Source organism: Pseudomonas sp. GW456-E7, from assembly GCF_059424105.1.
Genome location: NZ_JBWKZB010000003.1, coordinates 145,442 through 170,944 on the forward strand (window position 1 = coordinate 145,442; position 25,503 = coordinate 170,944).

Sequence of the window (25,503 nt, forward strand, 5' to 3'; positions counted from 1 at the left end):
GTGAAGTCTACCGCTCATGCAGGATAATTTACAGAGGCGCGACAGCTTATGACGACCAAGCGACAGAATCTGTCGAGAGCGCGACGATGACCGAAGGGTCAGGACGTTGCCGAAGTGGCCGCTTTCGTCGCCTGCGGGGCGACTTGTTCCGCGGGCGCTCCCCGCTCCAGACGTACCGCTACCCGACGGTTCTTCGCACGGTTGGCGTTGTTGGTATTGGGCGCCAGCGGATAACGTTCGCCATGGAAACGCAGGGTGATTTGCGACTCCTGGATGCCGTTGGCCTTGAAGAACTCCATCACTGCCAGGGCCCGGCGCCGCGACAGGTCGCGATTGGTCAGGCGATTGCCGCTGTTGTCGGAGTGACCGTCGAGCTCGATGTGATTGACCGTCGGATCAGCCTTCATGTACTCCAGCATCACCTGCAGCTTGGCTTTCGCGGCGCTGTCGAGCTCGATCCCGCCGCCAGGGAAGCCAATTTGGGATTGTTTCACCTGCTCGAAGTTCTGCGGCAACAGTTTGGCCACGCAGCTTTGATAATCGGCAAACGCCTGGGTGAACCTGACCGGCAGCAAGCGCACTTCCGACACCCGGCCATCTCCCGAGGAACGGCGAACCACCGGGCTGCGACCGTCCATCAGACCGCTGATCAGGCGTCCGGCCTGCGCCTGTGAACTGTTGAACAACACGTTGCCGCTGCCGATCCTCACCGTGCCCAGGTTGATATCGTCGCGCCCCGGTTGCCACGGTGCGGCAGCGGCCAGCAAGGTCGCCGAACCTCCGCCCATCATCGGGTTATAGGCTTTCAGACGAAACGTTGCCTGCTCACCGGCCTTGCGCACGAACTCACCCGAGCCGAAGTCGGTAATCGGCTGCGTCAGGCGGCATTCGAACTTGTCGCCTTCGACCGTCCACTCAATGCTCTCCAGGCGGGTCTGAAAAGTGAGCGCCATCGCGGGAAGGCTGGCAAACACACTGAGCAAGGCTAAATAACGCTGGCGCACGGGAGGCTCCACTGGCTTCTACAACAAAAAGACCGACACACACATGTTTACGGCATACCTGTTGGATATCGGAAGCTTGCGGCAAAACTTGATAGCGAGTGCCTGCAAGAGTCTTTTCCGGTAGCATTCCCTTGAGTTTGACCCGCCTGGAATCCCCTCATGTCCGACCGCCTGACCCTGCTGCGTCCCGACGACTGGCACATTCATCTTCGTGATGGTGCCGTGTTGACCAATACCGTCGCGGATGTCGCGCGCACCTTTGGCCGCGCCATCATCATGCCCAACCTGGTTCCACCGGTGCGCAACGCGGCCGAAGCCGACGGCTATCGCCAGCGGATTCTCGCTGCCCGCCCTGCCGGCAGCCCGTTCGAGCCGCTGATGGTCCTGTACCTGACCGACCGCACCCAGCCTGAAGAGATCCGCGAGGCCAAGGCCAGCGGATTCGTGCACGCCGCCAAGCTGTACCCGGCCGGCGCGACCACCAACTCGGACTCTGGTGTTACCAGCATCGACAAGATTTTCCCTGCACTCGAGGCCATGGCCGAAGTCGGGATGCCGTTGCTGATCCACGGTGAAGTCACCCGTGGCGATGTCGACGTGTTCGACCGCGAAAAAATCTTCATCGACGAGCACATGCGACGTGTGGTCGAGCGTTTCCCGACGCTCAAAGTGGTGTTCGAACACATCACCACCGCTGACGCCGTGCAGTTCGTCAACTCGGCTTCGGCCAACGTTGGCGCGACCATCACCGCGCATCACCTGCTGTACAACCGCAACCACATGCTGGTGGGCGGGATTCGGCCGCATTTCTACTGCCTGCCGATCCTCAAGCGCAATACGCACCAGGAAGCCCTGCTCGACGCCGCCACCAGCGGCAGCGAAAAATTCTTCCTCGGCACCGACTCGGCCCCCCACGCCCAGCACGCCAAGGAAGCCGCTTGTGGTTGCGCTGGCTGCTACACCGCCTATGCGGCGATCGAGATGTACGCCGAAGCGTTCGAGCAGCGCAATGCGCTGGACAAGCTCGAAGCCTTCGCCAGCCTCAACGGCCCGCGTTTCTATGGCCTGCCGGTCAACACCGATCGCATCACCCTGGTCCGCGAAGAATGGACCGCCCCTGCCAGCCTGCCGTTTGGCGAGCTGACCGTTATCCCGCTGCGCGCCGGTGAAAAACTGCGCTGGCGCCTGCTGGAGGAACACGCGTGAGTGAAGACCATTTCGACGACGAACTGGAAGGCAATGGCGGCGGTGGCGGTTCCCGTCATCCAATGGCCGCACGGTTTCGTGGTTACCTGCCGGTTGTCGTCGACGTAGAAACCGGTGGCTTCAACTCCGCCACCGACGCCCTGCTGGAAATCGCCGCGACCACCATCGCCATGGATGAAAAGGGTTTTGTCTACCCGGATCACACCTACTTCTTCCGTGTCGAGCCATTCGAAGGTGCGAACATCGAAGCGGCGGCCCTGGAATTCACCGGGATCAAGCTCGATCACCCGCTGCGCATGGCCGTGAGTGAAGAGTCGGCCCTGAACGATATCTTCCGCGGCGTGCGCAAGGCCCTCAAGGCCAACGGTTGCAAACGGGCGATCCTGGTCGGGCATAACAGCAGCTTCGACCTGGGCTTCCTGAACGCGGCGGTTGCGCGCCTGGACATGAAGCGCAATCCGTTCCATCCGTTCTCCAGTTTCGATACCGCGACGCTCGCTGGCCTGGCATACGGCCAGACCGTGCTGGCCAAGGCGTGTCAGGCAGCGGACATCGACTTCGACGGTCGCGAGGCCCACTCGGCGCGCTATGACACCGAGAAGACGGCAGAGCTGTTCTGCGGCATCGTCAATCGCTGGAAACAGATGGGTGGTTGGGAAGACTTCAACGATTGATGGCACTCACGAATCAATGTAGGAGCGAGCTTGCTCGCGATGGTCGTTAACGATAACGCGGGCGTTCTGGTTCCCCGCGGTGTTCTTGAGTCCATCGTCGGAACGCCGCCCGGAGCAAGCTCGCTCCTACAGGGATTTCAGTCGCAGATTTATTCCCGCGCATAAAAAACCGGCCTCGACGGCCGGTTTTTTTTACCTGCAGCGTGCGCCTTACAGAGCGGCAGCGTGCTCGGTCAGGTAAGCCGCAACGCCTTCTGGCGAAGCGTTCATGCCTTTGTCGCCTTTCTTCCAGTTGGCAGGGCAGACTTCGCCGTGCTCTTCGTGGAATTGCAGAGCGTCGACCAGACGCAGCAGCTCTTCCATGTTACGGCCCAGCGGCAGGTCGTTGATGATCTGCGAACGGACAACGCCTTTGTCGTCGATCAGGAACGCGCCACGGAACGCTACGCCGTCAGCGGACTGAACGTCGTAGGCCTTCATGATTTCCTGCTTGATGTCGGCAGCCATGGTGTAGCGAACTTCGCCGATGCCGCCGTTGTTGACCGGGGTGTTGCGCCAGGCGTTGTGGGTGAAGTGCGAATCGATCGACACAGCGACCACTTCAACGTTGCGCGCCTTGAACTCGGACATGCGGTTGTCCAGAGCGATCAGCTCGGACGGGCAAACGAAGGTGAAGTCCAGCGGGTAGAAGAACACCAGGCCGTATTTGCCTTTGATCGCCGAAGACAGGGTGAAGCTGTCTACGATCTCGCCATTGCCGAGTACGGCCGGTACGGTGAAGTCAGGGGCTTGTTTGCCTACGAGTACGCTCATTGGATATCTCCTGGTGTAATAGCGTGAGAAACAGGGTTCGCATCAGCCTGCCACCCTGAGGCGACAGCCCTGTGACACGAACCCCGGTCGCAAAAGACCGGCCATCATACACCGCGTGTTTGAGCTGGCTTAGCTGTTTTTTCCCGGTACGATGAAATCCCCGACGGTTTTGTATCTTCGGTTTGCCATATAGACCGTTCGTCAGCCACCCCCGCTTATGACAAAAAGTACTCTGAAACCACTTTGACAATCATTCTCGTTAACATTAAGATCCATCGCAATTGAGTCACAATCAGCGACGGTCTTCCTTATGTATGTTTGCCTCTGCACTGGCGTCACCGACGGTCAAATCCGCGATGCGATCTATGAAGGATGCTGCAGCTACAAGGAAGTCCGTGTGGCTACCGGCGTTGCCAGTCAATGCGGCAAATGTGCCTGTCTTGCCAAGGAAGTGGTCCGCGAGACCCTGACAAAACTGCAAACGGCCCAGGCTGCAATTCCCTATCCAGCAGAATTTACAGCCGCTTAAGTATCGATTTTCAAAGAACCGGACATATGTCCGGTTTTTTTATGCCTCAAAATCAACTAGTTATGCTCTAGACGCGGAACACAAACATTCTTATTCCGATTAATTTTCATTTAAGTTTCAATAACTTAGGTTTGACACTATTAAATACGCGGCTCAAACTCTGTTCTATTGACAGCTAATACAGGGCAGGACCCCATCATGAAAGGCGACGTTACAGTCATCCAGCATCTCAACAAGATCCTTGCCAATGAGCTGGTCGCGATCAATCAATACTTCCTGCATGCGCGCATGTATGAGGATTGGGGCCTGAACAAGCTCGGCAAGCACGAGTACCACGAATCCATCGACGAGATGAAGCACGCGGACAAGCTGATCAAGCGGATCCTGTTCCTTGAAGGCCTGCCGAACGTCCAGGACCTGGGCAAGCTGCACATCGGCGAGCACACCAAGGAAATGCTCGAGTGCGACCTGCGTATCGAGAAAACCGGCCATGCCGACCTGAAAGTGGCTATCGCGCATTGCGAAAAAGTTGGCGACTTCGGCAGCCGTGAGCTGCTTGAAGATATCCTCGAGTCCGAAGAAGAACATATCGACTGGCTGGAAACCCAGTTGGGCCTGATCGACAAGATCGGTCTCGAAAACTATCTGCAATCGCAGATGGGTGAAGACGAGTAGGAGATGCCGAAGGCTGCGATCTTTTGACTTTCCAGGATCAAAAGATCGCAGCCTGCAACAGCCCCAACAGACACAATAAAAAGCCCCGCCCTCTTTCGAGTGGCGGGGCTTTTTTAATGCTGAAGATCAAGAGATCGCAGCCTTCGGCAGCTCCTACAGGGGAGCCGCCCGAATCAGGCTTCGGTCTTTGGAGCAGCGGCCTTGGCGGCGGCGTCCTTGATCAGGCTCTGCAGCGAACCGTCAGCAGCCATTTCAGTCATGATGTCGCTACCACCGACCAGCTCACCGGCAACCCACAGTTGCGGGAAGGTTGGCCAGTTGGCGTATTTTGGCAGGTTGGCGCGGATTTCCGGGTTCTGCAGGATGTCCACGTACGCAAACTTTTCACCACACGCCATCACGGCCTGTGCAGCTTTCGCGGAGAAGCCGCACTGCGGGGCATTTGGCGAGCCTTTCATGTAAAGCAGAATGGTGTTGTTGGCAATCTGCTCTTTAATCGTTTCGATGATATCCATGGAGCACCTCGGCTGAACTTTCCGACTCATGGGTCGGCACGGTGGCGCATTGTAACGGAAAGCCGAGCGCCCTGCTCGGTCTCTCCGTCAGACTGATTCAAGCCGCCGCCACGGTCACTGGCACGCCATTGAGCGCGGCATTTCCCGACAGTTCGTCAATCCGGCATTCGTCGGTCAGGTCGTTGGCGCTGGAGCCCGGCTGGCTGCTGGCAATCGACATTTGCACGCCCGGCCGCGCGTGGCCCCAGCCGTGCGGCAGGCTGACCACGCCTTTCATCATATCAAGACTGCCCAGCACTTCGACCTCAATCACACCCACCCGCGAACTGACCCGAACGCGCTGTCCGTCACTGAGCCCGCGACTGGCCAGGTCATCCGGATGCATCAGCAACTGGTGTCGTGGCTTGCCCTTCACCAACCGATGATAGTTATGCATCCATGAGTTGTTGCTGCGTACATGCCGGCGGCCAATCATCAACAACTCGTCGGCGGCCGGCGCCTTCAAGGCGGCGAAGCGCGCCAGGTCAGCGAGAATCGCCGCCGGCGCGGCCTGGATGCGTTGATTGGCAGTCTTCAGGCGCGGTGCAAGGTTAGGCTTGAGCGCGCCAAGATCGACGCCATGGGGATGATCGAACAAAGTCGCCAGCGATAGCTTGTGCTCTGAGGTGTCGCCGTACATCCCCATGCGCAGGCCGCGATCGATCATTTGCGCCGGGGCGATGGTAGGTTTCAACTCTTTGCCGGTCCTGGCGGCAAACGCCTTGGCCAGCCCGACGAAGATCTCCCAGTCGTGCAATGCCCCTTCGGGCTTGGCGAGGATTGCGCGGTTGAAACGACTGACGTTGCGCACCGCGAACAGGTTGAATGTGGTGTCGTAATGATCGTTTTCCAGCGCCGATGTGGACGGCAGGATCAGGTCGGCGTAGCGCGTGGTTTCATTGATGTACAGGTCGATGCTGACCATGAAATCAAGCCCGTCCAGTGCCTGCTCGAGTTTTCGGCCATTGGGCGTGGACAGCACCGGATTGCCCGCCACGGTGATCAGCGCCCGGACTTGCCCTTGCCCTTCGGTGAGCATCTCTTCGGCCAGCGCAGAGACTGGCAACTCTCCGGCGTATTCCGGGCGCCCGGAAACCCGGCTCTGCCACAAATTGAAATGCCCGCCCGAAGTCGTCGCCACCAGGTCCACCGCCGGCTCGGTGCACAAGGCCCCCCCTACGCGGTCGAGGTTGCCGGTGACCAGATTGATCAACTGCACCGCCCAGTGACAAAGTGTTCCGAATGCCTGGGTCGAGACGCCCATGCGGCCATAACAGACAGCCGAGGGCGCCGCGGCGAAGTCTCGCGCCAATTGACGGATCTGTTCGGCCGGTACGGCGCACAACGGACTCATGGCCTCGGCGGTGAACGGCGCGACGGCCTCCCGCACGTCCTCCAGACCGTCTACCGGCAGATGGCCGTCGCGGGTCAGGCCTTCAGCGAACAAGGTGTTGAGCAACCCGAACAACAGCGCGGCATCACCGCCCGGGCGTACGAACAGATGCTGATCGGCAATCGCCGCCGTTTCACTGCGGCGAGGGTCGACCACCACCACTTTGCCACCCCGGGCCTGTATCGCCTTCAAGCGTTTTTCCACATCCGGCACGGTCATGATGCTGCCGTTTGAAGCCAGCGGGTTGCCGCCCAGGATCAGCATGAAATCGGTGTGATCGATGTCCGGGATCGGTAGCAGCAAACCGTGGCCGTACATCAAATGACTGGTCAGGTGATGGGGCAATTGATCAACCGACGTCGCGGAAAACCGATTACGGGTTTTCAGCAGGCCGAGGAAGTAGTTGCTGTGGGTCATCAACCCGTAATTGTGCACGCTCGGGTTGCCTTGATAGACCGCCACGGCGTTTTGCCCATGGCGCTCCTGAATCGCCGCAAGGCGCTCGGCCACCAGGTTGAATGCCGCGTCCCACTCGATGGGTTGCCATTCATTGCCCACCCGCTGCATCGGCTGATGCAGGCGATCCGGATCGTTCTGGATGTCTTGCAAGGCCACGGCCTTGGGGCAAATGTGGCCACGACTGAATGCGTCCAGGGGATCGCCCTTGATCGACGTGATCTGCACACTGCCGTCTTCGACCTTGGTGGTTTCGATGGTCAGGCCACAGATGGCTTCGCACAAATGGCACGCACGGTGATGGAGAGTCTTGGTCATGGCCAGTCTGTCTTGTCATGGGCGGGCACCGATGGCCGCGGAAACAAAACTATGGCGCCAGACCCGACGCCACACCAGCGACGTTCGTCTTGTGAATCGAGGGATATCAGGCCAGCCGATGGCCGCGCGGGTTCAGTTCGACGGCAGCCTGGGCGGGGCCTGCAACTGGACTTCCTGGAGGTTTTCGAACGCCCCGTGAGCGACATCGACACCGGCCAGTTCGCCAATCAGGCGCCAGTGTTCGTCGAGCCCGGCACTGATGGTGGCCATGCGATCGATCATGTGACGACCGGCAGCCCGGGTGATCTCGTCTTCGCTGCGCAACAACTCGAAGGACATCGTCGTCATCGAAGCGGTGAGGTGAGTCAGCGAGCGAGCCGTGAGGCCCAGCAGCTCCATTAACAGCTGTTCTTTCGATTCCATCGGGAAGCTTCCGCGTCACTCGAGATTTATTTATAACCCAGCACTTTGCATTAGCAAATATTTCAAGCTGGCGACACACGGCTCAAGACCTGGAACGGCAAGTCAGAAACCGACTGTCAGCGCACCATTGCCGCCCCGCCTGATTGCCAAGCCCCGAGAGGCCGGTGTACAAATGAACCGCTGTTTTCAGGAAACAGGCTTCAAAAGCGCTACCTCGGTGAACCCGTAGCACCTCTGAAACTCCCTAAAAACTGTAGCCCTATTGGTAAGACGCGACATTTAATTATAAGATCGCGCCTTTCCCTATTTCGTCGCCCCGTGCGGCTTACGCCGCAGGTCTCGCCCGTTGTTCCGTCAAACAAGGCTTTGAGCATCTGCGGTTTGTAGCAAAAAGGTAGTCAATGATGAGCGCAAGGCACTTTCTCTCCCTGATGGATTGCACGCCCGAAGAGCTGGTCAGCGTGATCCGTCGAGGCGTTGAGCTCAAGGACCTGCGTAACCGCGGCGTACTGTTCGAGCCTCTGAAAAACCGCGTCCTGGGGATGATTTTCGAGAAATCCTCGACCCGCACCCGGATCTCCTTCGAGGCCGGCATGATCCAGCTCGGCGGCCAGGCGATCTTCCTGTCGCCACGTGATACCCAACTGGGCCGCGGCGAGCCGATCGGCGACTGCGCCATCGTCATGTCGAGCATGCTCGATGCGGTGATGATCCGTACCTTTGCCCACAGCAACCTGACCGAATTCGCCGCCAACTCCCGCGTACCAGTGATCAACGGCCTGTCCGATGACCTGCACCCGTGCCAGTTGCTGGCCGACATGCAGACCTTCCTCGAACACCGCGGCTCGATCCAGGGCAAGACCGTGGCCTGGATCGGCGATGGCAACAACATGTGCAACAGCTATATAGAAGCGGCGATCCAGTTCGACTTCCAGTTGCGCGTTGCCTGCCCGGAAGGCTACGAGCCCAACCCGGTGTTCCTGGCCAAGGCCGGCGATCGGGTCTCCATCGTTCGCGACCCGAAAGATGCCGTGCGTGGCGCACACCTGGTGAGCACCGACGTCTGGACCTCCATGGGCCAGGAAGAGGAAACCGCCAAGCGCCTGCAGCTGTTCGCACCGTTCCAGGTCAACCGCGCCCTGCTCGACCTGGCCGCTGACGACGTGCTGTTCATGCACTGCCTGCCGGCGCACCGTGGCGAGGAAATCAGCGTCGACCTGCTCGACGACAAACGCTCGGTGGCCTGGGATCAAGCCGAAAACCGTCTGCATGCGCAAAAAGCCCTGCTCGAATTCCTCGTCGAACCGGCGTATCACCACGCATGAGCCAGCCATTACTGCTTAATCTGCGCAACCTCGCCTGCGGCTATCAAGACCAGCGCGTGGTGCAGAACCTGAACCTGCATTTGAACGCTGGTGACATCGGTTGCCTGCTGGGCTCTTCCGGCTGCGGCAAGACCACCACACTGCGGGCGATTGCCGGTTTCGAACCGGTACACGAAGGCGAAATCCAGCTGGCCGGCGAGACCATCTCCAGCGCCGGCTTCACCCTCGCCCCGGAGAAACGCCGCATCGGCATGGTGTTCCAGGACTACGCGCTGTTCCCGCACTTGAGCGTGGCTGACAACATCGCCTTCGGCATTCGCAAGCATCCGCAAAAGGATCGCGTCACCGAAGAGCTGCTGGAACTGGTCAACCTGAAGAACCTCGGCAAGCGTTTCCCCCACGAGCTTTCCGGTGGGCAGCAGCAACGTGTCGCCCTGGCCCGTGCCCTGGCGCCGGAACCGCAACTGCTGTTGCTCGACGAGCCGTTCTCCAACCTCGATGGCGAATTGCGCCGCAAGCTCAGCCATGAAGTACGCGACATCCTCAAGACCCGTGGCACCAGCGCGATTCTGGTGACACACGACCAGGAAGAAGCCTTCGCGGTCAGCGACCACGTTGGCGTGTTCAAGGAAGGTCGACTGGAACAGTGGGATACGCCCTACAACCTGTATCACGAACCACTGACGCCCTTTGTAGCCAGCTTCATCGGCCAGGGCTATTTCATACGCGGTCAGTTGAGCAGCCCGGAGTCGGTGCAAACCGAGCTGGGTGAGTTGCGCGGCAACCGGGCCTACACCTGGCCGGTAGGCGGCGCCGTGGACGTGCTGCTGCGCCCGGACGATATCGTCTACGCACCGGACAGCGCACTGAAGGCGCGAATTGCTGGCAAGACGTTCCTCGGTGCGTCGACCCTGTATCGCTTGCAACTGCCGACAGGCGCGCAGTTGGAGTCCATCTTCCCGAGCCATGTCGATCGTCAGGTCGGGGCGGATGTGGGCATTCGTGTCGCGGCTGAACACCTGGTGCTGTTCCAGGCGTCCGGCAGCACGGCTGCGCAGATTCCGGCTGCTGAATCGGGTGTCCGGCGCTACAGCTCCGCTCACTGATCAACACAACCCCTGTGGGAGCGAGCCTGCTCGCGAAGACGGTGTGTCAGCCAATGATGATGTTGACTGACACACCGCATTCGCGAGCAGGCTCGCTCCCACAATTAGGTTTGCGTTAGCCCAGCATCAGCATTCCGCTTGCTACGAGCGTCGCATCCCCGCCGATCATCACCCGCTCGCCTTCCAGCTGGCAGAACAACTCCCCGCCCCGCGTCGAACGCTGACAGGCCGTCAGGCTCGACTTGCCCAAACGCTTTGACCAGTACGGAATCAAAAGGCAATGGGTCGATCCGGTCACCGGGTCTTCATTGATGCCGATTGCCGGGGCGAAGTAACGGGAAACGAAATCGTGCTGCTCGCCCCGCGCCGTCACGATGGCGCCCAACCATGGCAGTTTCGCCAGGGCGACCATGTCCGGCTTGCAATCGAGCACGGCTCGCTCCGACTCCAACACCACGAACAGTTCATTCGAAGCCAGCACCTCGACAGCCTTCACACCCAGTGCACGCTCGATGTCCGAGATCACGTTCACCGGCGACGCAGTGATCGACGGGAAATCCAGCCACAGTCGTCCATCTTCACGGGTCACGCTCAATGGGCCGGATTTGCAGGTGAAGTCCAGTCGCTCGACCGGCTCTTTATAGACCTCAAACAACACATGGGCACTGGCCAGTGTCGCGTGACCGCACAGTGGCACCTCGGTGGTCGGTGTAAACCAGCGGATGTGCCAGCCCTGCCCTTCGCGCACGACAAACGCCGTTTCGGCGAGGTTGTGCTCGGCGGCAATCTTCTGCATCAACTCATCGGCGAGCCAGGTATCGAGCCGATAGACCATCGCCGGGTTGCCGCTGAATGGCTGATTGCTGAACGCGTCGACCTGATGAAACTCCAACTGCATAACCTTCTCCCTTTGTCAGATCGCCGAGCATGCAGCGCCGACCGAACCGGCACCAGTGACAGAACCGGCTGATTTTCACCATACAGCGCTGCGCTCACGCACGGCCGATATCGGCAAACTTCGCTTGGGTGTGTTCGGCCAGCACGGCCGGCGCCAGTTCGACTTCCAGTCCACGCCGACCGGCACTGACAAAAATGCTGGCGAAGGGTTGGGCCGAGTTATCGATGAAGGTACGCAAACGCTTTTTCTGCCCCAGCGGGCTGATCCCGCCCAATAGATAACCCGTAGAGCGTTGCGCTGCCGCCGGATCGGCCATTTCGACCTTTTTCACGCCGGCGGCATGGGCCAGCCCTTTCAAGTCCAGGCTGCCGACAACCGGCACCACAGCCACCAGCAACTCACCTTTCTCGCTGGCCGCCAGCAAGGTCTTGAACACCTGCGCCGGGTCGAGCCCGAGTTTTTCCGCGGCTTCCAGACCATAGGAGGCGGCCTTCGGGTCATGTTCGTAACTGTGTACGCGATGTTCGGCCCGAACCTTTTTCAATAAATCCAATGCGGGGGTCATGGCAGCTCCAGACTGGGCGGCAGAAGAAAATACTGCGCCGGATTCTAGGACATTGATCGTTAAAAGGCTCTACGGCGGCGCATCCATAACGCCATTGCCTGGCCACCCCATTGCGCAATGACTCATTCATTCATGCAACGAATAGTTTTTTTGTGACTGACGGTTCACTTTCGACCTTTGACAGCAGCGTTTCTTGTCTATATTTTTTCGTTTCTGAAACTATACGAAACGTCCTACCGCTGTACCCGGCAGTAACCGCGACCAGGATGGGGATCCTGCCTCGGCGAAAAACGCGCGTTGACCATGTAGGCAAGAACGCGCCAGACAACAAAAAAAATTGAGGTTTCAATGACTACTGCTTTACAACAACCGTCGCTCTCGAGCCAATGCATGGCCGAGTTTCTGGGTACGGCGCTGCTGATCTTTTTTGGTACCGGTTGTGTTGCCGCGCTCAAGGTCGCGGGTGCCAGTTTTGGTTTGTGGGAAATCAGCATTATCTGGGGCGTCGGCGTCAGCATGGCGATCTACCTCACCGCCGGGGTTTCCGGGGCTCATCTGAACCCTGCCGTCAGCATTGCCCTGAGCATTTTCGCGGACTTCGAAAAACGTAAATTGCCTTTCTACGTACTCGCCCAAGTGGCGGGCGCCTTCTGTGGCGCGTTGTTGGTTTACACGCTCTACAGCAATCTATTCTTCGAATTCGAACAAACGCAGCACATGGTTCGTGGCACGCAAGCCAGCCTTGAATTGGCCTCCGTGTTCTCCACCTTCCCGAATCCTGCGCTGACCACCGCCCAGGCATTTCTGGTGGAGGTGATCATTACGGCCATCCTGATGGGCGTGATCATGTCCCTGACCGACGACAACAATGGCCTGCCCAAAGGCCCGTTGGCACCGCTACTGATCGGCCTGCTGATTGCGGTGATCGGTAGCTCGATGGGACCGCTGACCGGTTTTGCCATGAACCCTGCGCGGGACTTCGGCCCTAAACTGATGACTTTCTTCGCTGGCTGGGGTGAAATTTCCTTCACCGGCGGACGCGATATTCCGTACTTCCTGATTCCTGTTTTTGCACCGATTGTCGGTGCCTGCCTCGGCGCCGCCGCCTATCGCGGGCTGATTGCCCGCCATCTGCCGGGCTCCGTACCTGCTACAAAGGATGAGCGACCTGCCATTGACGGCAAACCCAGAACGTCCTGATACCGTTGGCGCGTGCCCCTGCCCTTTGATCGCGCGCCAGACCTCACTCCCTTTTTTCGTCCAAGGCAATCGACATGACCGACACACAGAATAAGAACTACATCATTGCCCTCGATCAGGGTACGACCAGCTCCCGCGCGATCATTTTCGACCGTGACGCGAACGTGGTCTGCACCGCCCAACGGGAGTTCGCACAGCATTACCCGCAAGCCGGTTGGGTCGAGCATGACCCGATGGAGATCTTCGCCACCCAAAGCGCCGTGATGGTCGAGGCCCTGGCACAGGCCGGCCTGCACCACGACCAGGTAGCCGCCATCGGCATCACCAACCAGCGCGAAACCACCGTGGTGTGGGACAAGAACACCGGCCGCCCGATCTACAACGCCATCGTCTGGCAGTGCCGGCGCAGCACCGAGATCTGCCAGCAGCTCAAGCGCGATGGCCACGAGCAATACATCAGCGACACCACAGGCCTGGTCACCGACCCCTACTTCTCCGGCACCAAGCTCAAGTGGATTCTCGATAACGTCGAAGGCAGCCGCGAACGTGCGCGCAACGGCGAACTGCTGTTCGGCACCGTCGACAGCTGGCTGATCTGGAAATTTACCGGCGGCAAGGTGCATGTCACCGACTACACCAACGCCTCGCGCACCATGCTCTTCAACATCCACACCCTCGAGTGGGACGCGAAGATGCTGGAGCTGCTGGATATTCCGCGCGAAATGCTCCCGCAAGTTAAATCGTCCTCGGAAATATACGGCCACACCAAAAGCGGCATCGCCATCGGCGGTATCGCCGGTGACCAGCAAGCCGCTCTGTTCGGCCAGATGTGCGTCGAGCCAGGCCAGGCGAAAAACACCTACGGCACTGGCTGCTTCCTGCTGATGAACACCGGTGACAAAGCGGTGAAATCCAAGCATGGCATGCTGACCACCATCGCTTGCGGCCCCCGTGGCGAAGTGGCCTATGCGCTGGAAGGTGCAGTATTCAACGGCGGCTCTACCGTGCAGTGGCTGCGTGACGAACTGAAGATCATCAACGACGCCCACGACACCGAATACTTCGCCAACAAGGTCAAGGACAGCAACGGCGTGTACCTGGTGCCGGCCTTCACCGGTCTGGGCGCACCGTACTGGGACCCGTATGCCCGTGGCGCATTGTTCGGCCTGACCCGCGGCGTTCGCGTGGACCACATCATTCGTGCCGCGCTGGAGTCGATTGCCTACCAGACCCGCGACGTGCTGGACGCCATGCAGCAGGACTCCGGGGAGCGACTGAAAGCGCTGCGCGTGGACGGCGGCGCGGTGGCCAACAATTTCCTCATGCAGTTCCAGGCCGACATCCTCGGCACGCAGGTCGAGCGCCCGCAAATGCGCGAAACCACAGCACTCGGCGCCGCTTACCTGGCAGGCCTGGCTTGTGGCTTCTGGGGCAGCCTGGAAGAGTTGCGTGGCAAGGCCGTGATCGAGCGCCGATTCGAGCCGACGCTGGATGAAGCGGCGAAGGAAAAACTCTACGCCGGGTGGAAAAAAGCGGTCAGCCGCACCCGCGATTGGGCGGTTGAAGACGAGGCTGAATAAGCGAACTACAGCCCCCGTATCTGTATGTAACTGGTAGGGAGTGGATTCCTGCGGCATCATGGGCAAATTTTGCACGGCAGCCCAAAGGACGCCCCATGAATCTGCCTCCCCGTCAGCAGCAAATCCTCGAGCTGGTTCGCGAACGCGGCTATGTCAGCATCGAGGAAATGGCCACGTTGTTCGTCGTTACACCGCAGACCATCCGCCGCGACATCAATCAGCTCGCGGAAGCCAACTTGTTGCGTCGCTACCACGGTGGCGCCGCCTATGACTCCAGTGTCGAAAACACCGCCTACGCCATGCGCGCCGATCAGATGCGCGATGAAAAACAGCGTATCGGCGAAGCCATTGCCGCGCAGATTCCCGACCATGCCTCGTTGTTCATCAACATCGGCACCACCACCGAATCCATCGCCCGGGCACTGCTCAACCACAGTCACCTGAAGATCATCACCAACAACCTGCATGTGGCCTCCATGCTCAGCGCCAAGGACGACTTCGACGTGCTGCTGACCGGTGGCAACGTCCGTCGCGACGGCGGCGTGGTCGGTCAGGCCAGTGTCGACTTCATCAACCAGTTCAAGGTCGATTTTGCCTTGGTTGGCATCAGTGGTATCGATGAAGACGGCAGCCTGCTGGACTTCGATTATCAGGAAGTGCGGGTATCCCAGGCGATCATCGCCAATGCCCGACAAGTGATACTCGCAGCCGACTCCAGCAAATTCGGGCGCAACGCCATGATTCGCCTGGGACCGATCAGCCTGGTCGATTGCCTGGTCACCGATCAGCAGCCTTCCCCGGCGCTGGCGCAGCTGTTGAACCAGCACAAGGTTCGGTTGGAAGTCGTTTAACCTCACCGCTATATCTACGGCGCCTGCACTGCCGCCATCGCGAGCAAGCTCGCTCCCACAGTGATTGATGGCGTACACAAGTTTTGTGACCGACTCAATTCCTTGTGGGAGCGAGCTTGCTCGCGATGGCGGTCACTTAAACTCCGTCGATCTCAAGCCAGCCACATTTCAAAATGTTCGTAAATTTTCCTTTAACGGCCCTTCGATGAGTATTTTCAATCGAAGCTGACTGGCTGTGCGCCTCTTTATGGGCTAGTATTTTCGCAAATGAACATTAATGTTCGAATTCAAATACAGAACATCAAAGAATTCCGAGGCCGTGCCGATGCCCACTTCCACCTTGCCTACGCCCCCTCTCGCCGAGGTCTACGATATCGCCGTCATCGGTGGCGGGATCAATGGCGTGGGGATCGCAGCAGATGCCGCCGGTCGCGGCCTCTCGGTGTTCCTTTGCGAAAAGGATGACCTGGCCAGCCATACTTCGTCGGCCAGCAGCAAGTTGATCCACGGCGGCCTGCGCTACCTCGAACATTACGAATTTCGCCTGGTGCGAGAAGCCCTGGCCGAGCGTGAAGTGCTGTTGGCCAAGGCACCACACATCGTCAAGCAAATGCGTTTCGTGTTACCGCACCGCCCGCACCTGCGCCCGGCATGGATGATCCGCGCCGGGCTGTTTCTCTATGACAACCTGGGCAAGCGCGAACAACTCCAGGGTTCGAAAAGCCTGAAGTTCGGCCCCGACAGCGCGCTGAAAAGCGAGATCACCAAGGGTTTCGAATACTCCGATTGCTGGGTCGACGACGCGCGCCTGGTGGTGTTGAACGCCATGGCCGCCCGGGAACAAGGCGCCCACGTTCACACCCAAACCCGCTGCGTCAGCGCGCGACGCACCAAGGGCCTGTGGCACCTGCACCTGGAACGCAGCGATGGCAGCCTGTTTTCGATTCGCGCCAAGGCATTGGTCAATGCGGCCGGGCCATGGGTCGCCAGGTTCATTCGCGATGACCTGAAGATGGAATCGCCTTACGGCATCCGCCTGATCCAGGGCAGCCACCTGATCGTGCCGAAGCTGTATGAAGGCGAACACGCGCACATCCTGCAAAACGAAGATCAGCGCATCGTGTTCACCATTCCGTACCTGAACCACTTCACCCTGATTGGCACTACGGACCGCGAGTACACCGGCGATCCGGCTGCCGTTGCAATCACCGACGGTGAAACCGATTACTTGTTGAACGTGGTCAACGCCCATTTCAAAAAGCAGATCAGTCGCGACGACATCCTGCACAGCTATTCCGGTGTGCGCCCGCTGTGCAACGACGAGTCCGACAACCCGTCGGCCGTGACCCGCGATTACACCCTGGCGCTGTCGGGTAGTGGCGAAGAAGCTCCGTTGCTGTCGGTGTTCGGTGGCAAGCTCACCACTTACCGTAAGCTCGCCGAGTCGGCGCTGGCGCAACTGGCCCCGTACTTCAAGCACATCAAGCCGAGCTGGACCGCCAGCGCCACGCTGCCGGGCGGTGAAGACATGACCACCCCGCAAGCCTTGAGCTCGCGTATCCGCGACAAGTTCGACTGGGTACCGAGTGAGATCGCTCGCCGCTGGGCCACCACCTACGGCAGCCGTACCTGGCGCATGCTTGAAGGTGTACAAGACCTCAGCGACATGGGCGAGCATATCGGCGGCGGTCTCTACACCCGTGAAGTCGACTACCTGTGCAGCGAAGAATGGGCCACCAGCGCCCACGACATCCTCTGGCGTCGCAGCAAGCTCGGCTTGTTCACGACAGTTGCCGAACAGGACAAGCTCAAGGACTACCTGAACCAGGTCGAACAGAACCGCAGCAAGATCGAAGCGGCCTGATCGGTCACCGGCATAAGCAAAAGCCCCTGGATCTCGCGATTCAGGGGCTTTTTCGTATCGATGGATTTCAGTCGCGCAAATCCGATTCATGAATCGGCTGCTCACGGTGAGTCGCCCGCTGATACTGCGCCGGCCACACGGCCTTGTGCCCGCCCAGATCATCATCGGCGTGCAGCGCCCAGTACGGATCGCGCAACAACTCACGGGCCAGAAAGATGATGTCCGCCTGGCAGGTACGCAGGATGTGCTCGGCCTGGGCCGGCTCGGTGATCATGCCGACCGTGCCGGTGGCCATGCCCGACTCCTTGCGCACACGTTCGGCAAAGCGGGTCTGGTAACCGGGGCCTGTGGGAATTTCGGCATTCACCGCCGTACCGCCCGACGAGACGTCGATCAGGTCCACGCCCAGGGCTTTGAGGCGACGCGCCAGTTCCACGGTTTCATCGGGGTTCCAGCCGTCTTCGACCCAGTCGGTGGCCGACACCCGGACAAACACCGGCAACTCTTCAGGCCACACCGCACGTATCGCTTCGGTGACTTGCAGCACCAGCCGAATACGATTTTCGAATGAACCACCATATTGATCGCGACGCTGATTGCTCAACGGCGACAGGAACTGATGCAGCAGGTAACCATGGGCGGCGTGCACTTCGACCACCTTGAAACCGGCCGTCAGCGAGCGCTTTGCCGCATCGACAAAGGCCTGGATCACTTGGGCGATCTCTTCGTCATCGAGTTGCCTGGGTTGGGTGTGCTGTGGGTCGAACGCAATCGGTGAAGGTCCGACCGGCACCCAGCCGCCCTCGTCGGGTTTGACGCTGCCGTGCTTGCCAAGCCATGGCCGGTAAGTACTGGCCTTGCGCCCGGCATGGGCCAGTTGAATGCCGGCAACGCCACCCTGGGCGTTGATGAAACGGGTGATGCGTTGCAGGGGTTCGATCTGCTCGTCATTCCACAGACCGAGGTCCTGAGCCGTGATACGCCCGTCGGCGGTGACCGCCGTGGCTTCGGTAAACACCAGCCCGGCCCCGCCGACAGCGCGGCTGCCGAGGTGGACCAGGTGCCAGTCATTGGCCAGGCCGTCGGCACTGGAATACTGGCACATCGGCGATACCGCGATGCGGTTGGGCAGGGTCAATTGGCGAAGGGTAAAGGGTTCAAGCAGCAGACTCATGGGGCACCTCTCGAATCAGTGGGCAGGCTCCAGGTTCTGTTTGAATAGTCGACGAGTGACAGGAAAAAGGTACAACACCCGCCCCCGCGGGCAAAAAATTCGACAAGACGTCACAAGACCAAAATCAAGCAGTGATTAGAGCCTAGTCGACATCGAGGGATGTCGCCCCCTTGTAGGAGCGAGCTCGCTCGCGATGGACGACAGGACACCGCGGGGTATCAGGTTCCCAGCGCCATCGTTCACGACCATCGCGAGCGAACTCGCTCCTACAGGTGTGGGTTCAACGCGGTTCGATATGGGCAATCATCAGTTGAACCGTCTCGTTGCCACGAAACTCGTTGAGGTCGAGCTTGTAGGCCAGTTCCACCCACTTGATGGTCGGATTCGGCCAGATGTCGCGATCGATCCCGAAGGCAATGCCGTCGAGTTTCACCGAACCACATTCGCTTTTGAGCACCACTTTGAGGTGCCGTTCGCCCACCACGCGCTGCTCGACCAACTGGAACACCCCATGAAACAACGGTTCAGGGAAGTGCTGCCCCCAAGGGCCGGCATGCCGCAGGGCGCGGGCCAGTTCCAGGTGAAACTCTTCCACTGCCAGGGTGCCGTCCGACAACAAGCGGCCAGTCAGGTCTTCTTCGCGCAGTTGCCGGCGCACTTCAGCGTCAAAGGCCTCGGCGAACAAGGGGAAATTCGCTTCCGGCAGCGTCAGGCCGGCCGCCATTGCGTGGCCACCATACTTGGTGATCAGATTCGGATGCTGCGCCGCCACCACACTCAAGGCGTCGCGGATGTGAAAGCCCTGGACCGAACGTCCCGAGCCCTTGAGCAGACCGTCACCGGCATCGGCAAAGGCGATGGTCGGGCGGAAATAACGCTCTTTCATCCGTGATGCGAGGATACCGATGACGCCCTGATGCCACTCGGGATCGAACAGGCACAAGCCGAAGGGCATCGACTCCACCGGCAGATCCTTGAGCTGGGCCAGCGCTTCGCGCTGCATGCCCTGCTCGATGGATTTGCGATCCTGGTTCATGCCGTCCAGTTGAGCCGCCATCTCACGGGCCAGAGCTGCGTCTTCGGTCAACAGGCATTCGATGCCCAGGCTCATGTCATCCAGGCGCCCTGCGGCGTTCAGGCGGGGGCCGACGATGAAACCCAGGTCGGTGGAGGTGATGCGCGCATGGTCACGCTTGGCCACCTCGAGGATCGCCTTGATCCCCGGCCGGGCACGTCCAGCGCGAATCCGCTCGAGGCCCTGATGCACCAGAATCCGGTTGTTGGCATCCAGCGGCACCACGTCGGCCACGCTGCCCAAGGCCACCAGATCGAGCAATTCGCCGATATTCGGCTGCGGCTTGCTGGTGTACCAGCCGAGCTCGCGCAATCGCGCACGCAGGGCCATCAGCACATAGAAAATCACCCCGACACCGGCCAGGGCCTTGCTCGGGAACGCGCAACCTGGCTGGTTCGGATTGACGATGGCGTCGGCCAACGGCAGTTCGTCGCCGGGCAAGTGGTGGTCGGTGACGAGCACCTTGAGCCCGGCCTTTTTCGCCGCGGCCACGCCTTCGACGCTGGAGATGCCGTTATCCACGGTGATCAGCAAATGCGGCTGGCGCTCCAGCGCGACTGCGACGATCTCCGGGGTCAGGCCGTAGCCGTAGTCGAAACGGTTCGGCACCAGATAATCGACATGCGCCGCCCCCAGCAAACGCAGACCCAGCGTGCCCACGGTGCTGGCCGTTGCGCCGTCGGCATCGAAGTCGCCGACGATCAGAATGCGCTGGCGCTGTTCGAGCGCCGTCACCAGTAAATCCACGGCGGCATCAATGCCCTTGAGCTGCTGGAATGGAATCAGCCGCGCCAGGCTCTTGTCCAGTTCCGCCTCGGATTGCACGCCCCGCGCCGCATACAGGCGGGTCAGCAGTGGCGGAATATCACCGAGGAATGGCAGGGTGTCGGGCAGCAGGCGAGGTTCGATGCGCATGGGGTGAAAGATGCTTCTCTTCAATACGTAGGATAAAACCGGGTGACGCGCTGAAGCGGCGAAAACTCAGCCGCGCTCACCGGCCAGCCACTGCAACTGAACTTCGTGCTGACCACGGTCGTCGGTGACGAAGATCGTCCCTTCGCTGATCATCACGTCCCACTTGATGACGCGCGGCATGTCTTTGGCCAGGGTCTCCAGGACTTCCTGAGGCACGGCAGCGATATTGACGTTTTTCAGGTTTTTCACCGCAGGCACCACTTTGCCTTCCCACACGCGCAAGCTGCCGTAGGCCAGCAGGCTGGTGCGTTCAGTACGACGCGAGCACCAGGTCAGGCGCTCGGCATCCGGCTGGCCGACCTCGATCCAGTGCAGGACGCGGTCATCCAGGCTTTTTTCCCACAAGGCCGGTTCATCCACTTCCGACAGACCACGGCCGAACGACAGCTGCTCGTTGTACCAGAGGGCGTAGGCCAGCAGGCGCACGGTCATGCGCTCCTCGGTTTCCGAAGGGTGACGGGCGATGGTCTGCTTCACGCTCTCATAGACGCTGCGGTCGAGGTCGGTGAGGTTCAGTTCAAACTTGTAGGTCGTGGACGGCTGGGCCATGAACGGGCTTCTTGATACGAGGAAAGGCGGCAAGTCTAACCGATGCGACGGGCAATCCACGAATTGAAGGTGATCAACCTGAAGCGCCTGACAGTCGGCTATGTTAAAACGCTGTATTCGCCCATCCCTCGTCCAGCAGGATCCCGCATGCCGCTCACCGCCAAACCGCTTTCCGGTCTGAAAGTCATCGAACTGGGCACCTTGATTGCCGGCCCGTTTGCTTCACGCATTTGCGCTGAATTCGGTGCCGACGTGATCAAGATCGAATCCCCGGACGGTGGTGATCCATTGCGCAAATGGCGCAAATTGTATGAAGGCACTTCGTTGTGGTGGTTCGTCCAGGCGCGCAACAAAAAGTCCCTGACCCTCAATCTCAAGCACCCCGACGGTCAGGCGATCCTGAAACAGTTGCTGGGCGAAGCCGACATTCTGATCGAGAACTTTCGTCCCGGCGTCCTGGAAAAACTCGGCCTGGGCTGGGACGTCCTGCACGCCTTGAACCCGAAACTGGTCATGGTGCGGCTGTCGGGTTTCGGCCAGACCGGCCCGATGAAAGATCAGCCCGGCTTTGGCGCGGTCGGTGAGTCCATGGGCGGCCTGCGCTACATCACCGGCTTCGAAGACCGGCCACCGGTACGCACCGGCATTTCCATCGGTGACTCGATTGCCGCGCTCTGGGGCGTGATCGGCGCGTTGATGGCCCTGCGTCATCGCGAGGTCAACGGCGGCCAGGGGCAAATGGTGGACGTGGCGCTGTACGAAGCCATCTTCGCCATGATGGAAAGCATGGTCCCGGAATTCGACGTGTTCGGCTTCATCCGCGAACGCACGGGCAATATCATGCCGGGCATCACCCCGTCCTCGATCCACACCAGCGCCGACGGCAAGCACGTGCAGATCGGCGCCAATGGCGACGCCATTTTCAAACGCTTCATGCTGATCATTGGCCGGGAGGACCTCGCCAATGACCCGCTGCTGGCCAGCAACGATGGCCGTGATGCGCGGCGCGACGAGATCTATGGCGTCATCGATCGTTGGGTCAATTCGCAGCCGCTGGATACGGTGCTGGCGCTGCTCAATCAGGCCGACGTGCCGGCCAGCCGGATCTTCAGTGCCGAAGACATGTTCAATGACCCTCAGTACCTGGCGCGTGAAATGTTCCTGCAAGCCAAACTGCCGGACGGTAAAGACTTCAAGATGCCGGGAATCGTGCCGAAACTCTCAGAGACACCCGGTGAATGTGAATGGGTCGGGCCACAACTGGGTGAGCACAACGCACAGGTACTCCAGGAACTTGGCTATGACGCGACGCAGATCGCACAGTTGCGCAAAGACGGAGCCATCTGAACTGAGGCGCCTGCCTGCATGGGTCATTCGGTACTGCCCGTCGCGCGCTGGCTGCCTGCTTTGCGTGCTGGCGACCTTGCTGCTGTTCATTGAACCGATCCCGTCAGCCCTGGCGCAATCCAGGGAAACCCTGATCTGGCTCAAACGCGACCTGCCGCCGCTGACGATCTTCGACGGACCGAAAAAGGGCCAGGGCGTTATCGATCAACTGCTTCCCCTGTTGATTGCCGGCATGCCGCAGTACCAGCACAGCGTGATGAGGGTCAATCGCGCGCGTGGCCTGCAAATGCTGCACGAACCGTCCCTCGTCTGCGACGCGGCGCTGAACTGGAGCAAGGAACGGGAACAGTGGATCGCCTTTTCCATCCCGGTCTTCCGTGCCATGAGCAATGGCTTGGCCGTGCGGCGCGTTGACCAGAAGGTACTGGCCCCCTTTATCAAGGATGGCGAAGTGGACCTCGCAAAGTTGCTCGCCAGCGGCAACGAAAAACTGGGGATCATCGCCGAGCGCAATTACGGCGAGTACCTCGACGGGTTGCTCAAGCAAGCACCCGCCGACGTGCTGACGCCTCATTACGGCAACGACGCCCTGGGCAGCCTCCTGCAAATGCAGCGCCTTGGGCGTTTGCGCCTGCTGTTGGGCTATCGCCCGGAAATCCGCTACCAGGCTTCGCTGCAAGGCATCGCCGAGGATGAACTGCAGTTCTATCCCATCCGTGGCACGGGCAAATACCTGTCCGGCTACATCGGTTGCACCGACACGCCAAAGGGCCGACAGGCCATTGCCGAAATCAATCAGGTGCTGCGCACCCTGCCCCGCGAGCGCCTGGACGAGGCTTATGCCGCCTGGCTGGATCCGCAAAGCCGCAGTGAATACCTGAAAGACACCAAGGCGTTTTTCGACAATCTGGCGCAGCCATGATCAATCCCGGGCAAAAAGAAACCCCGAGAAGTGGGGAAACGACTCGGGGTTAAACGTGGTCTGCTTGGAGACCAGTAGCAGCAAGCTACAAGCACCGGAGCACAATGCTTGATCCTGCTGTTACAAAGTCTGACTGACCTGGGCGCGGGAAGGTTCCCACAAAAATCCGTTCAATTGCGGCTGGCCAGAAGCTTGTCCCGGGCAGCATTACGCAATGCCGCGATGACACAAGGCTCAAGGCGTCCTTCAGCGATCAGCACGTCGCGATGCAAACCGTCGACCACATCCGTCAGCAAGCGCTTGTCATTCAACTGGGCCTGATTGAACTCGCGCTCGACCACGGTCGCGCCGATAGCATTCTTCAGGGTCACCCGGCATTCGCCACGAATGCCTGACGGGGTCAATGTGACCTGATACGGGCTCAGCGCCTCACCGAGCAACAGACTGATACTTTCCATCCCGATCACCACTCATTAGTCCGAAAACAACGTGCCTGGGGCATGCCTGCAATAGATGACCCCTTGCCCGAGAAGAAAGTTCTGGATACCGACCGCAGGCGAACCTGCCGTGCAGTCAAGAGAGCATGCACGGCGAACATGACAGGGAAAAAACCCGGCCGTCACGTTTGTCGGGTGCGCCGGGCGATGTCGGCCCAGCCTCCCAACAAGCCTTTCATCTGGCCATCCGCTGTATAAAACGGCACGGTCCACTGGTAGATATCCCGGACACCCTCCTTGAACAGCAATTGACGTTCGAAGAAGCGTGTCCTGCGCGTGCTCAACTGCGCCATGAACTCGGCATGCAGCAGTTCCGCGGTTTGTCTGGGCATGACATCGACCTCGATCAACTGCCGCCCCTGCATCTGGTCAAAACGTGTCGACAAGGCGTCCTCATAACTTTTGTTGCACATGATCAAACGCCCTTGCAGGTCGCGGACAAACATCGGGTCAGGCATGGCGTCCATCAGGGCATGCTGGAATGCGAGCTGATCGCGCAGGCTCCTTTGGGCCTCGACCCGCTGCCTGACGACCACCGCCAACCGCCGGTTCCAGAGCAGGGACAACAGGCCGAACAGGCTGAGCACAAACATGCCCCAGCAGACCCACTGGTCAAGCCGCTGCCATAGGCCAGGCGCCTGTGCCGTGGTAGCGCCACCGAACCACTTGCGGCGAAGGTCGCGCATCTCCTGAGCAGGAAAGGCCTCGAGCGCCTTGTTGAGGATGCTCAGCAACTGCGGCTGCCCCTTGCGCACCGCCAGATAATCCGCATCCCATTTGTACGGCACCGCAGATCCGATCTGCAGCCGGCCCGACGGAAAAAGCTGGGCGCCGATTTCGCTGTCGATGGTGGCATAGGCTTCTCCGCTTTCAACCCAGGCACGGGCTTCGGCGTGGGTCTTGACCGAACGCAATTCGATGGACGGAAAATCGCGACGGATCATCGCTTCCAGTGCATGCCGGGCCGGCAGCACCAGTACCCGCTTCGACAGTTCCTCCAGCGACTGCACCGGCGGTGCGCCGGCCAATCCGACAAAGACCCATCCTGCACCACCGTACGCATGGCTAAAATCGAGAAAAGCCCGGCGTTCGTCATTCATTGACAGCGTGGTGCTCAAATCCGCCGTGCCGCTTTCCAGACGAGCCAGCATCTGATCAACGGAAAAGGACTCTTCGTAAACGAACTGCAACCCCGTCATATCACTGATGCGCTTGAGCAGGTCACTGTTCAGGCCCGTCCATTGACCCTGCTCATCCTTGAAGTGGTACAACGGGTATTCCAGTGCCGTGACCACGACCCGTGGATGGCTGGCTATCCACTGCAGCTCCTGGTCATCCAGCACGACCGCTGAACGTGCAACGGTCTTCCCACGCTCCTGAATCGCTTCAGGACTTGCCCCTCCCCATTCGGCGACGCCCACGATGCCGAAAAAAATCAGCCAGCGCGCGACTGGCTTGAACACACTTGTAAACGGCATTCCCACGTCCTTGGTGATCCACTCGCCAATCCTTTCGCGGCGAGAACACGAC

The 25,503-nt window shown here is 59.9% G+C and carries 24 protein-coding genes; 12 read left to right on the forward strand and 12 right to left on the reverse strand.

Features of this window, described 5'->3' with window-relative positions; all coding sequences use genetic code 11:
* Positions 1–98: 98 nt before the first annotated feature.
* A complete protein-coding gene (locus AC07YV_RS03535; RefSeq protein ID WP_102698453.1) occupies positions 99–1,004 on the reverse strand; it encodes a flagellar protein MotY in 906 nt (301 codons plus the stop codon).
* Positions 1,005–1,163: 159 nt separating this feature from the next.
* On the opposite strand from AC07YV_RS03535, the gene pyrC reads away from it, so the two are divergent.
* Both pyrC and rnt read left to right on the forward strand, forming a co-directional pair.
* Positions 1,164–2,210, forward strand: a complete 1,047-nt coding sequence (pyrC, locus tag AC07YV_RS03540) for a dihydroorotase (protein WP_102698454.1) — start codon at positions 1,164–1,166, stop codon at positions 2,208–2,210.
* Positions 2,207–2,884 carry a ribonuclease T gene (rnt, locus tag AC07YV_RS03545; protein ID WP_007972317.1) on the forward strand — a complete coding sequence of 226 codons (678 nt, stop codon included), beginning with the start codon at positions 2,207–2,209 and terminating at the stop codon, positions 2,882–2,884. The genes pyrC and rnt overlap by 4 nt, the downstream gene beginning before the upstream one ends.
* Positions 2,885–3,094: 210 nt before the next feature.
* Here the strand turns inward: rnt and AC07YV_RS03550 are convergent, their stop codons facing one another.
* Complete coding sequence (locus tag AC07YV_RS03550) at positions 3,095–3,697, reverse strand: peroxiredoxin (protein ID WP_007971324.1); 603 nt, start codon at positions 3,695–3,697, stop codon at positions 3,095–3,097.
* 310 nt (positions 3,698–4,007) lie between these two features.
* Here AC07YV_RS03550 and AC07YV_RS03555 point away from each other — a divergent pair, with 310 nt between their 5' ends.
* Positions 4,008–4,226, forward strand: coding sequence for a bacterioferritin-associated ferredoxin (locus AC07YV_RS03555; protein WP_007985869.1), 219 nt, complete (start codon positions 4,008–4,010; stop codon positions 4,224–4,226).
* Between the two features lie 198 nt (positions 4,227–4,424).
* The gene (bfr, locus tag AC07YV_RS03560; protein ID WP_102698455.1) at positions 4,425–4,901 is read left to right on the forward strand and encodes a bacterioferritin; all 477 of its coding nucleotides are present in this window, start codon (positions 4,425–4,427) and stop codon (positions 4,899–4,901) included.
* A gap of 173 nt (positions 4,902–5,074) precedes the next feature.
* Here bfr and grxD read toward each other — a convergent pair whose 3' ends face one another.
* The 3 genes from grxD to plzR all read right to left on the reverse strand — a co-directional run bounded on the left by grxD (position 5,075) and on the right by plzR (position 8,045).
* Positions 5,075–5,416, reverse strand: a complete 342-nt coding sequence (grxD, locus tag AC07YV_RS03565) for a Grx4 family monothiol glutaredoxin (RefSeq protein WP_007971318.1) — start codon at positions 5,414–5,416, stop codon at positions 5,075–5,077.
* A 97-nt stretch (positions 5,417–5,513) separates the two neighbouring features.
* Positions 5,514–7,622, reverse strand: a complete 2,109-nt coding sequence (locus AC07YV_RS03570; protein ID WP_102698456.1) for a molybdopterin oxidoreductase family protein — start codon at positions 7,620–7,622, stop codon at positions 5,514–5,516.
* Between the two features lie 132 nt (positions 7,623–7,754).
* Positions 7,755–8,045 (reverse strand): PlzR type 4 pili assembly inhibitor, encoded by a 291-nt coding sequence (gene plzR, locus AC07YV_RS03575; protein WP_102698457.1) that lies wholly within the window; start codon positions 8,043–8,045, stop codon positions 7,755–7,757.
* Positions 8,046–8,449: 404 nt separating this feature from the next.
* Between plzR and argF the strand changes: the two genes are divergently transcribed.
* Entirely contained in the window at positions 8,450–9,370 is a 921-nt protein-coding gene (gene argF / locus AC07YV_RS03580) for an ornithine carbamoyltransferase (RefSeq protein WP_033047492.1), read from the forward strand.
* A complete protein-coding gene (locus AC07YV_RS03585; RefSeq protein ID WP_102698458.1) occupies positions 9,367–10,476 on the forward strand; it encodes an ABC transporter ATP-binding protein in 1,110 nt (369 codons plus the stop codon). The genes argF and AC07YV_RS03585 overlap by 4 nt, the downstream gene beginning before the upstream one ends.
* A 115-nt stretch (positions 10,477–10,591) precedes the next feature.
* On the opposite strand, the gene AC07YV_RS03590 is transcribed toward AC07YV_RS03585, so the two are convergent.
* Positions 10,592–11,374 (reverse strand): PhzF family phenazine biosynthesis protein, encoded by a 783-nt coding sequence (locus AC07YV_RS03590; RefSeq protein WP_102698459.1) that lies wholly within the window; start codon positions 11,372–11,374, stop codon positions 10,592–10,594.
* 94 nt (positions 11,375–11,468) lie between these two features.
* Positions 11,469–11,939 (reverse strand): Cys-tRNA(Pro) deacylase, encoded by a 471-nt coding sequence (gene ybaK / locus AC07YV_RS03595; protein ID WP_007971306.1) that lies wholly within the window; start codon positions 11,937–11,939, stop codon positions 11,469–11,471.
* 348 nt (positions 11,940–12,287) lie between these two features.
* On the opposite strand from ybaK, the gene AC07YV_RS03600 reads away from it, so the two are divergent.
* The 4 genes from AC07YV_RS03600 (at position 12,288) to glpD (ending at position 17,434) form a co-directional block, all read left to right on the forward strand.
* The gene (locus tag AC07YV_RS03600; RefSeq protein ID WP_102698460.1) at positions 12,288–13,139 is read left to right on the forward strand and encodes an MIP/aquaporin family protein; all 852 of its coding nucleotides are present in this window, start codon (positions 12,288–12,290) and stop codon (positions 13,137–13,139) included.
* A gap of 74 nt (positions 13,140–13,213) precedes the next feature.
* The gene (gene glpK / locus AC07YV_RS03605) at positions 13,214–14,719 is read left to right on the forward strand and encodes a glycerol kinase GlpK (RefSeq protein WP_015096694.1); all 1,506 of its coding nucleotides are present in this window, start codon (positions 13,214–13,216) and stop codon (positions 14,717–14,719) included.
* A 95-nt stretch (positions 14,720–14,814) separates the two neighbouring features.
* The gene (locus AC07YV_RS03610; protein WP_007971301.1) at positions 14,815–15,570 is read left to right on the forward strand and encodes a DeoR/GlpR family transcriptional regulator; all 756 of its coding nucleotides are present in this window, start codon (positions 14,815–14,817) and stop codon (positions 15,568–15,570) included.
* A 325-nt stretch (positions 15,571–15,895) separates the two neighbouring features.
* On the forward strand, positions 15,896–17,434 hold the full coding sequence (gene glpD, locus AC07YV_RS03615) for a glycerol-3-phosphate dehydrogenase (protein ID WP_102698536.1): 1,539 nt from the start codon (positions 15,896–15,898) through the stop codon (positions 17,432–17,434).
* Positions 17,435–17,501: 67 nt separating this feature from the next.
* Here glpD and AC07YV_RS03620 read toward each other — a convergent pair whose 3' ends face one another.
* The 3 genes from AC07YV_RS03620 to AC07YV_RS03630 all read right to left on the reverse strand — a co-directional run bounded on the left by AC07YV_RS03620 (position 17,502) and on the right by AC07YV_RS03630 (position 21,207).
* A complete protein-coding gene (locus tag AC07YV_RS03620; RefSeq protein WP_102698461.1) occupies positions 17,502–18,608 on the reverse strand; it encodes an NADH:flavin oxidoreductase/NADH oxidase in 1,107 nt (368 codons plus the stop codon).
* 280 nt (positions 18,609–18,888) lie between these two features.
* Complete coding sequence (gene recJ, locus AC07YV_RS03625) at positions 18,889–20,598, reverse strand: single-stranded-DNA-specific exonuclease RecJ (RefSeq protein ID WP_102698462.1); 1,710 nt, start codon at positions 20,596–20,598, stop codon at positions 18,889–18,891.
* 66 nt (positions 20,599–20,664) lie between these two features.
* Positions 20,665–21,207 carry a YaeQ family protein gene (locus tag AC07YV_RS03630; RefSeq protein WP_007971297.1) on the reverse strand — a complete coding sequence of 181 codons (543 nt, stop codon included), beginning with the start codon at positions 21,205–21,207 and terminating at the stop codon, positions 20,665–20,667.
* 147 nt (positions 21,208–21,354) lie between these two features.
* On the opposite strand from AC07YV_RS03630, the gene AC07YV_RS03635 reads away from it, so the two are divergent.
* Both AC07YV_RS03635 and AC07YV_RS03640 read left to right on the forward strand, forming a co-directional pair.
* Positions 21,355–22,554, forward strand: coding sequence for a CaiB/BaiF CoA transferase family protein (locus tag AC07YV_RS03635; protein WP_102698463.1), 1,200 nt, complete (start codon positions 21,355–21,357; stop codon positions 22,552–22,554).
* Positions 22,508–23,476, forward strand: a complete 969-nt coding sequence (locus tag AC07YV_RS03640; RefSeq protein WP_102698464.1) for a TIGR02285 family protein — start codon at positions 22,508–22,510, stop codon at positions 23,474–23,476. The genes AC07YV_RS03635 and AC07YV_RS03640 overlap by 47 nt, the downstream gene beginning before the upstream one ends.
* 170 nt (positions 23,477–23,646) lie before the next feature.
* Here the strand turns inward: AC07YV_RS03640 and AC07YV_RS03645 are convergent, their stop codons facing one another.
* A complete protein-coding gene (locus tag AC07YV_RS03645) occupies positions 23,647–23,934 on the reverse strand; it encodes a DUF3509 domain-containing protein (RefSeq protein WP_007971293.1) in 288 nt (95 codons plus the stop codon).
* Positions 23,935–24,095: 161 nt separating this feature from the next.
* Positions 24,096–25,451, reverse strand: coding sequence for a transporter substrate-binding domain-containing protein (locus tag AC07YV_RS03650; RefSeq protein ID WP_102698465.1), 1,356 nt, complete (start codon positions 25,449–25,451; stop codon positions 24,096–24,098).
* Between the last annotated feature and the right edge of the window lie 52 nt (positions 25,452–25,503).

What these genes read in the sequence shown, in the direction of transcription:
- pyrC (WP_102698454.1), top strand. Translation starts at nt 1,164, where the DNA reads ATGTCCGACCGCCTGACCCTGCTGCGTCCCGACGACTGGCACATTCAT.
- AC07YV_RS03550 (WP_007971324.1), bottom strand. Translation starts at nt 3,697, where the DNA reads ATGAGCGTACTCGTAGGCAAACAAGCCCCTGACTTCACCGTACCGGCC.
- AC07YV_RS03555 (WP_007985869.1), top strand. Translation starts at nt 4,008, where the DNA reads ATGTATGTTTGCCTCTGCACTGGCGTCACCGACGGTCAAATCCGCGAT.
- bfr (WP_102698455.1), top strand. Translation starts at nt 4,425, where the DNA reads ATGAAAGGCGACGTTACAGTCATCCAGCATCTCAACAAGATCCTTGCC.
- grxD (WP_007971318.1), bottom strand. Translation starts at nt 5,416, where the DNA reads ATGGATATCATCGAAACGATTAAAGAGCAGATTGCCAACAACACCATT.
- AC07YV_RS03570 (WP_102698456.1), bottom strand. Translation starts at nt 7,622, where the DNA reads ATGACCAAGACTCTCCATCACCGTGCGTGCCATTTGTGCGAAGCCATC.
- plzR (WP_102698457.1), bottom strand. Translation starts at nt 8,045, where the DNA reads ATGGAATCGAAAGAACAGCTGTTAATGGAGCTGCTGGGCCTCACGGCT.
- argF (WP_033047492.1), top strand. Translation starts at nt 8,450, where the DNA reads ATGAGCGCAAGGCACTTTCTCTCCCTGATGGATTGCACGCCCGAAGAG.
- AC07YV_RS03585 (WP_102698458.1), top strand. Translation starts at nt 9,367, where the DNA reads ATGAGCCAGCCATTACTGCTTAATCTGCGCAACCTCGCCTGCGGCTAT.
- AC07YV_RS03590 (WP_102698459.1), bottom strand. Translation starts at nt 11,374, where the DNA reads ATGCAGTTGGAGTTTCATCAGGTCGACGCGTTCAGCAATCAGCCATTC.
- ybaK (WP_007971306.1), bottom strand. Translation starts at nt 11,939, where the DNA reads ATGACCCCCGCATTGGATTTATTGAAAAAGGTTCGGGCCGAACATCGC.
- AC07YV_RS03600 (WP_102698460.1), top strand. Translation starts at nt 12,288, where the DNA reads ATGACTACTGCTTTACAACAACCGTCGCTCTCGAGCCAATGCATGGCC.
- glpK (WP_015096694.1), top strand. Translation starts at nt 13,214, where the DNA reads ATGACCGACACACAGAATAAGAACTACATCATTGCCCTCGATCAGGGT.
- AC07YV_RS03610 (WP_007971301.1), top strand. Translation starts at nt 14,815, where the DNA reads ATGAATCTGCCTCCCCGTCAGCAGCAAATCCTCGAGCTGGTTCGCGAA.
- glpD (WP_102698536.1), top strand. Translation starts at nt 15,896, where the DNA reads ATGCCCACTTCCACCTTGCCTACGCCCCCTCTCGCCGAGGTCTACGAT.
- AC07YV_RS03620 (WP_102698461.1), bottom strand. Translation starts at nt 18,608, where the DNA reads ATGAGTCTGCTGCTTGAACCCTTTACCCTTCGCCAATTGACCCTGCCC.
- recJ (WP_102698462.1), bottom strand. Translation starts at nt 20,598, where the DNA reads ATGCGCATCGAACCTCGCCTGCTGCCCGACACCCTGCCATTCCTCGGT.
- AC07YV_RS03630 (WP_007971297.1), bottom strand. Translation starts at nt 21,207, where the DNA reads ATGGCCCAGCCGTCCACGACCTACAAGTTTGAACTGAACCTCACCGAC.
- AC07YV_RS03635 (WP_102698463.1), top strand. Translation starts at nt 21,355, where the DNA reads ATGCCGCTCACCGCCAAACCGCTTTCCGGTCTGAAAGTCATCGAACTG.
- AC07YV_RS03640 (WP_102698464.1), top strand. Translation starts at nt 22,508, where the DNA reads ATGACGCGACGCAGATCGCACAGTTGCGCAAAGACGGAGCCATCTGAA.
- AC07YV_RS03645 (WP_007971293.1), bottom strand. Translation starts at nt 23,934, where the DNA reads ATGGAAAGTATCAGTCTGTTGCTCGGTGAGGCGCTGAGCCCGTATCAG.
- AC07YV_RS03650 (WP_102698465.1), bottom strand. Translation starts at nt 25,451, where the DNA reads ATGCCGTTTACAAGTGTGTTCAAGCCAGTCGCGCGCTGGCTGATTTTT.